This is a genomic window from uncultured Aquincola sp., from assembly GCF_964001545.1.
GTDB lineage: Bacteria > Pseudomonadota > Gammaproteobacteria > Burkholderiales > Burkholderiaceae_C > Aquincola.
The window spans coordinates 1-8,390 of the sequence record NZ_CAXFDV010000141.1 but is presented as its reverse complement, the minus strand read 5'-3'; the positions used below and the strand labels follow the sequence as shown (position 1 = coordinate 8,390).

Genomic DNA, 8,390 nt, shown 5'->3' with positions numbered 1-8,390 from the left:
AGGGTCGGCCCATCCTGGACGTGGCGCTGGAGCACACCGACCTGCCGCGCGAACGGCTGGCCGAGCTGCTGGACCCGACCCGGCTGACCGAAGGCGGCTGACCCCGCAACCGCCGTCGGCGAGGTCGCCGCCGAAGCTTGCTGCGTTTACGTTTGGGCACAATCGCCGCCCTGCGCAGCATGCAGGGGAGGGGACATGCCCGGTCAGCGGTTCAGCGGCATCAACAGGTGGCACATGGCGTTCGCCCTGGGCGTGACGCCGGCCACGCAAACGCTGCTGCCCTGGCTGCTGGGGCTGTGCCTGGTGGCCGCGGGCGCGGGCTCGCTGGTGCTGCACCGGCGGCTGCGGCGCGAGCAGGCCTTGCGCCGCCAGGCCGAGGCGCAGGCCGCCGAGGCGCGCCAGCTGCTGCACGACATCGCCAACGAACTGCCGGTGGTGGTGTTCCAGCGTGTGGTGGGCAGCCCGGTGAGCCCGTTCACCTTCGTCGGCCATGGCGTCAAGGAGCTGCTGGGCTGCAGCGCCGAAGAGCTGATGCGCGACCCCGAGGTGCGCTGGCGCTGCATGCACGAAGACGACCTGGCCTGGACGCGCACCTGGGTGGAAGCCTCGCTCACCCACGGCATCGTCGGCAGCATCCACTTTCGCACGCGGGTGGAAGGGCGCGTGCGCTGGGTGGAAGCGCTGACCACCGCCACCCGTCGGCCCGACGGCACGCGCGTGCTGCACGGCGCCTGGCGCGACATCACCGAGCTGGTGGAGGCACAGCACGTGGCCCGCGCGGCGGCCAATGCCAAGAGCGCCTTCCTGGCCAACATGAGCCACGAGATCCGCACGCCGATGAACGCCATCCTGGGCATGGCGCGGCTGGCCCTGGCCAGCGAGATGCAGGAGCGGCCGCGCCGCTATGTGCAAAAGATGGAGCGGGCGGCGCAGTCGCTGCTGGGCATCATCAAGGACATCCTCGACTTCTCGAAGATCGAGGCCGGCAAGCTGGACATGGAGCGCGCGCCCTTCGACCTGCACGAGGTGATGGACAGCCTGGCCAGCATGGTGGGCCTGCAGGCCGAGGAAAAGGGGCTGGAGCTGGTGTTCCTGCTGCCGCCCGAGGTGCCCACCGCGCTGGTGGGCGACGCGCTGCGCCTGGGCCAGGTGCTGGTGAACCTGGGCGGCAATGCGGTCAAGTTCACCGACCGTGGCGAGGTGACGCTGAGCGTGGAGCTGCTGGGCCGCACCGAGCAGCGGGCCACGCTGCGTTTTGCGGTGCGCGACACCGGCGTGGGCATGGACGCGGCCCAGCGCGAGCGGTTGTTTAGGCCCTTCGAGCAGGTGGACAGCTCGGCCTCGCGCCGGCACGGCGGCACCGGGCTGGGCCTGGCCATCTCCAGCCACCTGGTGCGGCAGATGGGCGGGCAGATGGAAGTGCGCTCGCAGCCGCAGCAGGGCAGCGAATTCAGCTTCGCGGCCGAGTTCGAACTGCAGCCGCAGCAGCCCGAGCTGCGCCTGCCCGCGCTGCAGGGGCGCCGCCTGCTGCTGCTGGACGATCATCCCGGTGCACGCGCGGCGCTGACCGACATGGCCAGCAGCCTGGGCATGGTGCCCGAGTGCGCGCAGGACGGCTGGGACCTGCTGCGCCGGGCCACGCTGCAGGCGCAGGCCGGGCAGCCGTATGAGCTGGCGCTGATCGACCGCGACATGCCGGGCATGGACGGCCTGCAGTGCGCCCAGCAGCTGGGCGATGCGCTGCCGGTGGTGCTGCTGACCGCCGGCCTGAACGGCGACGAGCTGCTGCAGCGGCTGCAGCAGGCCGGGGCCCAGCGGCGTCAGGTGCTGGCCAAGCCCGTCACCCCGCTGGGCCTGCGCCGCGCCTGCCTGCAGGCGCTGGGGCTGGCCCCCCCGCCCGCGGCCGATGCCGATGCGGATGAACAAGGCCGCCCGCCCCAGGCCCAGGTGCTGGCCGGCCGCCGGGTGCTGCTGGTGGAAGACAACCTCATCAACCAGGAACTGGCGGCCGAGCTGCTGCAGGGCGCCGGCATGCAGGTGACCGTGGCCGAGAACGGCCAGGACGCGCTGGAGCGGCTGCAGCGGCTGGACTTCGACGTGGTGCTGATGGACTGCCAGATGCCGGTGATGGACGGCTACGAGGCCACCCGCGCCATCCGCGCCCAGCCGCGCTGGGCCCAGCTGCCGGTGATCGCGATGACCGCCAACGCGATGGCCAGCGACCGCGAGCGGGCCTTTGCCGCGGGCATGGACGACCACATCGCCAAGCCGATCGACGTGCCCCGCATGTTCGAGGTGCTGGCCCGCTGGCTGGGCCCCGGCGGCACGCCGCGCGCCCTGGTGCCGCCGCCGCCGGCCGATCCGCTGTCGGCGGTGCCCGGGCTGGACCTGGCGGTGGGCCGTGCCTCGGCCGGCCACAACGAGCCGCTGTACCGGCGGCTGCTGCTGCGCTTTCGCGAGATGCACCGCAGCTTCGGCGCGCAGATGCAGGAGGCGCTGGCCAGCGACCCGGTGAAGGCGCGGCGCCTGGCCCACGACCTGCGCAGCGTGGCGGGCGCTTTGGGCATGGGCCCGCTGTCTCAGGCGGCCGGGCGGCTGGAAGAAGCCGCGCGGGAAGGCGCCGGCCAGGCGCAGGCCCTGGCCGCGGTGCTGGCGCTGCTGCAACCCTTGATCGAGGCGCTGGACCGGCTGCCGCCCACCGAGCCGGGCTGACCGGCGGGCCGGCGCCTCAGCGCGCGGTGCCGGGCGCCGGCCGCGCCGGGATGCGGGCCATGCCTTCGCACGGATCGCCGCGCGGCGCGGCCGGGGTGAACAGCGCCAGGTCGAAGGCGGCGCCCGGGGCCTCGCCGGCTTCCAGCAGGCCGATGGCCACGCTGCGGCCCTGCCAGGCCGCCGGCAGCCAGCGCGGCACGCCGATGTCGCGCCGCACATGGCCATTGCCGGCCAGCAGCACCGCGCCGGGCGCCGCATGGGCCACCAGCTGGCGCGCCATGAACTGGTCGCGCGCCACCTGGGCCCGCATCAGCTGGCGGGCCAGGGAGGCGTCCACCTGGCCGCAGTGGCTGGCCACGATGGCATCGGCCTGGGCCTGGGCAATGTCGGCCGGCACCGCGGCGTCGAAGCCGGCGGCCTCCAGGCCTTGCGCGACGATGCGGCGCGTGTCGGTGCGCGACACGTTGGCCGCCACCAGCGGCAGCCGGTACTGCAGCGCCAGCGCGATGAAGGGGCGGTAGAAGGTCCAGTCCCAACCCGTGCGGCCCTGCGGCCAGCCGGCGTCGATCACCGCATCGGGCTGCGCGCCGGCGCTGGCCATCGCGGCGTCGATGGCGCTCTGGCGCTCACGGTCGAACTGCTCCATCAGCAGCGCAGGCCGCGCGCCGTCCGCCAGCAGGCGGCCAAGCGCCTGCGCCCGCAGCCGGTGCTGCTCGGGGTTGTCGTGCACCTCGCCCAGCAGCACCAGCGGCTGCGAGGCCAGCGCGGCCTGCAGCCGCTGCGCGGGATCGGCGCCGTCGGCCGGGCCGGCGGGCGTCGGCGTGGCGGTGGCGCAGCCGGCCAGCAGGGCCGCGGGTGCGGCCACCATCGCGCGCACCAGGCGGCGCCGCGCGGGCCAGGGCGTGTTCAGCGAAGAAGGGATGACGGGCATGCCGGACTCCAGGGCGCAGGAGCGCCGCTCAGCCGGAGCATCGCACGCCAGGCCGCAGGCGCCGTGCGCCGCGGGCCGGTTTCAGTGCCAGCGGCTGCGTGGTGGCGTGGCCGGGCTGGCGCCCGTGTCGGCCGGCGGTGGCGCTTCGGCCTCAGGCTGCGCGGCGCCATGCGCCGGCAGCGGCTCCGGCGCGCCGGAGCCGCCCAGCGCGCGGGAGGCCTGGCCCAGCAGCCGCGCCACCTCGTGGAAGGCGGCGGGCTCGAAGCGCAGCGTGAGCGAAGGCAGGCTCAGGTGCACAACGCCGCAGCCGGGGCAGGCGCTGACGTGGCACAGCGGTGACGAGGCCAGCGTGGCCAGGTCGTCGTCGGCATGAAAGGGGTGGGCGGGCATCGGCAGGCTCGGTGGTCGGGCGCGCGGCGGCCAGCCCAGGTGGAAGGGCTTGTGTTTATTTCGTGAGGATGAGCTTGCCCAGCGCGGTCAAGCGCAGGCGGTAGACCGAGCCGTAGTGCTCGATCTGCACCTCATTGGCGCCGTCCAGCAGCGTGCGGCTGGTGAGCGTGCGCGGCGGCACCGACTGCGGTGCCAGGTGGTGGTGGGCGGCCGACCCGGTGTCGGCACGGAAGGGCGAAGGAACCGGGGTCAGGTGGTGTTGCATGGCCCCACTATAAACGCGAATCGTTCGCATTTGAAGTGGTTGGCACGCCGCCGTGGTTATCGGGTGTTTCAGGCGGCCGCAGCCGCGTGGTTGTCGGGTGCGCGCTCGCCGGCCCAGGGGTGCAGCGCAGGCGCTGCACCCAGCGCCTGCCAGCCGCCGGGGCCGGCCACCAAAGCGGCGCCCTCGGCGGTGGCCAGCGCATAGGCCTCGCCATGCGCCTGCGTGCCGTGCCAGGCGCCATCGGCCGCCCAGGTGGCCACCGCATCCACCCGCGGGCAGCTGACGTGGAAGCCGGCCGGCGTGGCGCAGATGTCGCCGCCGTAGCCACCCAGCGGTCGCGGCGTGGGCAGCGCCACCAGCTGTGGCTCGCCGGCGGCGGCGCGGGCCCCGCGCAGCACGGCCAGCACCGGCGCGGCCTGTTGCACGGCGGGGTCGTCGTGCTGGGCCTGCAGCGCGATACCCAGGTCGTCGCCGCGCCAGGCCAGGTGGCGCAGGCTCAACCGGCGGTCGGCCAGCCGCCACTGGCCGGTGATGCGGCCGCTGTCGGCGGCGATGCGCACGATGGACGAATCCATCGCCTCCAGGTCGATCTTCAGGCGGCCGGTTTCGGGCCGCGTGGCCACGCCGCCGTTGGCCACGAACAGGTGGCCGCGGCCATCGGCCAGCAGCATGTGGTTGTCGGTGCCGCCGGTGGGCCATTCGGCCAGGCGTTCCAGTGTCTGCGGGTGGCGGCGGGCCAGCACGCCGGCGCCGGTGTCCAGGTCGCTTTCGGTGGTGTAGACGTGGCCGCCCCACAGCTGCGCATGACCGCTGAAGGCGCGGTCGCCGTCGATCCAGTGCCACTGCGGTGGCGCGCTGCGCGCCGGGTGCCAGCGCAGCAGCCATTCGCCGGGCCGGCGCGCGGCCACCAGCACGCCGCCATCGGGCAGCGGCAGCAGCCCATGGGCGCGGGTGGGCACGTCGATCAGCGCCTCGACCTGGCAGGGCGCGCCTTCGGCGGCGGCCAGCCGCACGCAGCCCACCTGGTGCCGGCCATCGGGCAGGTCCCAGGCGGTGAACAGGCGCGTGGCGCCCGGCGCAGCCACGGCCAGGCGGGGCAGCATGCTGGCGCCGCCCAGTGCGGCCAAGGCCTGCAGCAGCTGGCGACGGCGCCAGCCCCTGGCAACCGCTGGGGCGCGCGAGCGCAGCGAGCTTGGAGGCGCCAATTCAGTCACCGTCGGCATCGGTGAATCCAAGGGCTACTTGCAAGGCAGGTGCAATGCGCTTTTCCAGCAGCGACTTCAGCGCGCCCAATTCGCGCGCGGCGGCCAGTGGCGCTTCGGTGCGGGCTGGCGCAGCGCCGTTGCCCAGCCGCTCGATGGCCTGGCCGGTGCGGGTCACCTGCGCCGCCAGTTCGTCGGCCAGCGGGTTCAGGCCGCGGCCGCGCAGGTAGGCCTCCACCGGCACCAGGCCTTCGCCCAGCGGCCGTGCCGGCCCGGCGCTCAGCGCCGCCAGCGACTGCCAGCGCGCCTGCCAGGCCTGCGCGGTGGCCGCAGCGGCCTGCCGGGTGTAGGCCACCGGCCGGCCTTCGGCCGAGCGGATGGGTTTTTCGATGTCGGCCCAGCGCAGCCGCTCGATGCCGCCCAGCCACTGATTGATGAACTCGCCGAAGGCGTTGGACGCGGCTTCGCCGTCTTCGTCCCACTCGCGGCCGGCCAGCGCCTGGAAGTCGGCCTCGATGGCCGCCGCTTCGCGCTGCAGGTCGGCCGCCACCGCCTGCGCAAAGCGGCATTCGGCGCTGCCCGGCGCGGCCGGCTGGGTGAACAGCAGGTATTCCAGCGCCGGCAGCCCCTTGGCTGGCGAGCCCACGCGGGCCATGCCGTCGGCATCCGTCGGCGCCGCCTTCACCGAGCGGGCGATCAGCTCCGGCCGCGCCGGCTGGAAGTCGATGCGCCGGGCGCTGCGCCGCTCCACCAGCGGGCCGATCTGCACCGCGCTCAGCCGCTCCCAGGCCACCATGGCTTCGCGCCAGCGGGCGCGGGCCGCGTCCAGCGCCTGGGCGCCGCTGGCCGCGCAGCCCTGCTGCAGCGCCGGCACCAGCGCGGCGCTGGCCTGGGTGAAGGCCTGCGCCTGCGGCTGGTAGTGCTGGCGATACAGCGCTTCCAGCGCGTGCACGGGCGTGTAGAAGGGCACGGCCACGTCGGAGGCTGGCGCGGCCTGGGCGGCTGAAGCCAGCAGCAGGGCGGCAGCCGCCAGCGGGCGGAAGAGGGCGGTTGGCAGCATCACAGCGACTCCACGAACTTGACCAGGGCTTCGCGCTCGGGCTTGTTGAGCTTGAGCACGGCGTCGCGGCTGGCCTGTGCCTCGCCGCCGTGCCACAGCACCGCTTCCAGCACGCCGCGCGCCCGCCCGTCGTGCAGCAGCCGCGTGTGGCCGTTGACGTCGCGGATCAGTCCCACGCCCCACAGCGGCGGCGTGCGCCACTGGCTGCCGCTGGCGCGGTAGTCGGGCCGGCCATCGGCCAGTTCCGGGCCCATGTCGTGCAGCAACAGGTCGGTGTAGGGGCGGATCTCCAGGCCCTTGAGCGCCGGGCTCGACAGCCGCGGAAAGCGCTCGGCCAGCGCGGCGTCGCCGGTGGTGTAGCTGGGCCGGTGGCAGGCGGCGCATTGCAGCTGCGCGAACAGCTTTTCGCCGCGCAGCACCTGGGCATCGTTGACCTGCCGCCGCGCCGGCGGTGCCAGGGTGGCGGTGTAGAACACCACCTGGGCCAGCGTGTCGTCGTCGATCTCCGGGCCGCCGTCCTTGCCGCCGTGCGGGGCGGCGCTGCAGTCCGATTGCGTGGTGCTGCAGGCCTCGGTGGGAAACGCGCTGGAGGTGATGCCCATGTCGCCGATGAAGGCGCCGGCCGTCTGGTGCGCCACCGTGGCCACGTTGGCCTTCCAGCCGAAGCGGCCCGGCATCGTGCGCTGGGCAAAGGCGTCCCACACCTCGTTCACCTGGCCCTTGATCGGGCCCGGCGCGGCGGCCTGGCGCTGCGCATTGGCGCGGATCTCGGCCTCAGGGATGGCTTCCAGCAGCCCCATGCCGATGACCTGCGGTGCGATGCGCGGGCTCAGCATCACGCCTTCACCCAGCGGGCCGTAGCCCAGCTCGTCGATCTGGTAGTGCGGCTTTTGCAGCTCGAAGGGCGTGCCGTCGGCAAAGCGGCCCTTGACGGGCGTGGTGCGGATGCGCACCTGGCCCTCGGGCTTCACGCCGCGGATGGCGGCATTGTTCAACTGGTCGCCGTACACCGGGTCGGGGTTGGGCGCACCGTGCTCGCCCACGCCGGGGATCGACAGGCGCATCAGCAGCGCCACCGGCTGCTCGGTGTTCAGGCCGTTGCGAAAGTCGGGCGGCGCGCCGCGGCCGTCCTGCACATGGCAGCCGCCGCACGAGCGGGCGATGAAGTGCGGCCCCAGCCCGTCGCGCGCCTGGGTGGACGAAGGCGCCTCCACCCAGTTGCGGCGGAAGAAAGAGTTGCCGATGACGAAGCGCGTGCGTTCTTCGTCGCTGAGGTTGGCGGCCGGAAAGCTGAAGGCATTGCGGCCGGTGGCGTACACCGTGGCCGCGCCCGCGGTGGCGGCGCGCTGGTCGCCGGCAGCTGCGCTGGCGGCCTTGGCCGGGCTGGCGCCGGGCCCCGCCTGCGCGGGCAGGCCCGCCGCCAGTGCCAGCACCAGCGCCCCCGGCGCGGCCAGCAGCGGCGCCTTCACGGGTTCACCAGCGTCAGCTGCGTGATGCCCACCGCCGAGGCCGCGGCCACCAGGTCCTTGGACTGCTGCACCAGGCTGTCGATCACGGTCTTGATGCGGCGGCGGCCGGGCGCGTTGTCGTCGCCCAGGATCTCGCGGTCGAAGGGCGCGCGGATCTCGCGCGCGGCGGCCACCGACTGCGAGATCTGCCGCGTGGTGCGTTCGGCCACCGCCGGGTCCTTGGCCTGCACCAGGTCGCGCAACGAAGGGCCTTGCAGCGTGCTGCCGTCGCGGCGGCGGTACTGGCCCAGCCACACGTTCTCGATGCCCAGCGCGTTGTTCACCGCGTCGCGGTGGGTGTTGTCGGAAAAGCAGGAGTGCT

At 74.1% G+C, this 8,390-nt stretch carries 8 protein-coding genes; 1 reads left to right on the top strand and 7 read right to left on the bottom strand.

Features of this window, described 5'->3' with window-relative positions; translation table 11 throughout:
• Nucleotides 1–234 precede the first annotated feature (234 nt).
• Nucleotides 235–2,712 (top strand): response regulator, encoded by a 2,478-nt coding sequence (locus ABNT58_RS04770; RefSeq protein WP_348752363.1) that lies wholly within the window; start codon nt 235–237, stop codon nt 2,710–2,712.
• 16 nt (nt 2,713–2,728) lie between these two features.
• Here the strand turns inward: ABNT58_RS04770 and ABNT58_RS04765 are convergent, their stop codons facing one another.
• The 7 genes from ABNT58_RS04765 to ABNT58_RS04735 form a co-directional block, all read right to left on the bottom strand.
• Nucleotides 2,729–3,643 (bottom strand): ChaN family lipoprotein, encoded by a 915-nt coding sequence (locus ABNT58_RS04765; RefSeq protein WP_348752362.1) that lies wholly within the window; start codon nt 3,641–3,643, stop codon nt 2,729–2,731.
• An 81-nt stretch (nt 3,644–3,724) separates the two neighbouring features.
• Nucleotides 3,725–4,033, bottom strand: coding sequence for a hypothetical protein (locus ABNT58_RS04760; RefSeq protein ID WP_348752361.1), 309 nt, complete (start codon nt 4,031–4,033; stop codon nt 3,725–3,727).
• Between the two features lie 55 nt (nt 4,034–4,088).
• On the bottom strand, nt 4,089–4,298 hold the full coding sequence (locus tag ABNT58_RS04755) for a hemin uptake protein HemP (protein WP_348752360.1): 210 nt from the start codon (nt 4,296–4,298) through the stop codon (nt 4,089–4,091).
• Nucleotides 4,299–4,366: 68 nt separating this feature from the next.
• Entirely contained in the window at nt 4,367–5,521 is a 1,155-nt protein-coding gene (locus ABNT58_RS04750) for a DUF1513 domain-containing protein (RefSeq protein WP_348752359.1), read from the bottom strand.
• Nucleotides 5,505–6,560 (bottom strand): imelysin family protein, encoded by a 1,056-nt coding sequence (locus tag ABNT58_RS04745; protein ID WP_348752358.1) that lies wholly within the window; start codon nt 6,558–6,560, stop codon nt 5,505–5,507. Before ABNT58_RS04745 ends, ABNT58_RS04750 begins: the two co-directional genes overlap by 17 nt.
• Nucleotides 6,560–8,029 (bottom strand): di-heme oxidoredictase family protein, encoded by a 1,470-nt coding sequence (locus ABNT58_RS04740; RefSeq protein WP_348752357.1) that lies wholly within the window; start codon nt 8,027–8,029, stop codon nt 6,560–6,562. Before ABNT58_RS04740 ends, ABNT58_RS04745 begins: the two co-directional genes overlap by 1 nt.
• The coding region (locus tag ABNT58_RS04735) for an imelysin family protein (RefSeq protein ID WP_348752356.1) at nt 8,026–8,390 on the bottom strand (365 nt) is incomplete at its 5' end. The genes ABNT58_RS04735 and ABNT58_RS04740, both read right to left, overlap by 4 nt.

Bases quoted from the DNA above. Each gene is read 5' to 3' on its own strand.
- ABNT58_RS04745 (WP_348752358.1), bottom strand. From the start codon at position 6,560: ATGCTGCCAACCGCCCTCTTCCGCCCGCTGGCGGCTGCCGCCCTGCTG.
- ABNT58_RS04760 (WP_348752361.1), bottom strand. From the start codon at position 4,033: ATGCCCGCCCACCCCTTTCATGCCGACGACGACCTGGCCACGCTGGCC.
- ABNT58_RS04750 (WP_348752359.1), bottom strand. From the start codon at position 5,521: ATGCCGACGGTGACTGAATTGGCGCCTCCAAGCTCGCTGCGCTCGCGC.
- ABNT58_RS04755 (WP_348752360.1), bottom strand. From the start codon at position 4,298: ATGCAACACCACCTGACCCCGGTTCCTTCGCCCTTCCGTGCCGACACC.
- ABNT58_RS04770 (WP_348752363.1), top strand. From the start codon at position 235: ATGGCGTTCGCCCTGGGCGTGACGCCGGCCACGCAAACGCTGCTGCCC.
- ABNT58_RS04765 (WP_348752362.1), bottom strand. From the start codon at position 3,643: ATGCCCGTCATCCCTTCTTCGCTGAACACGCCCTGGCCCGCGCGGCGC.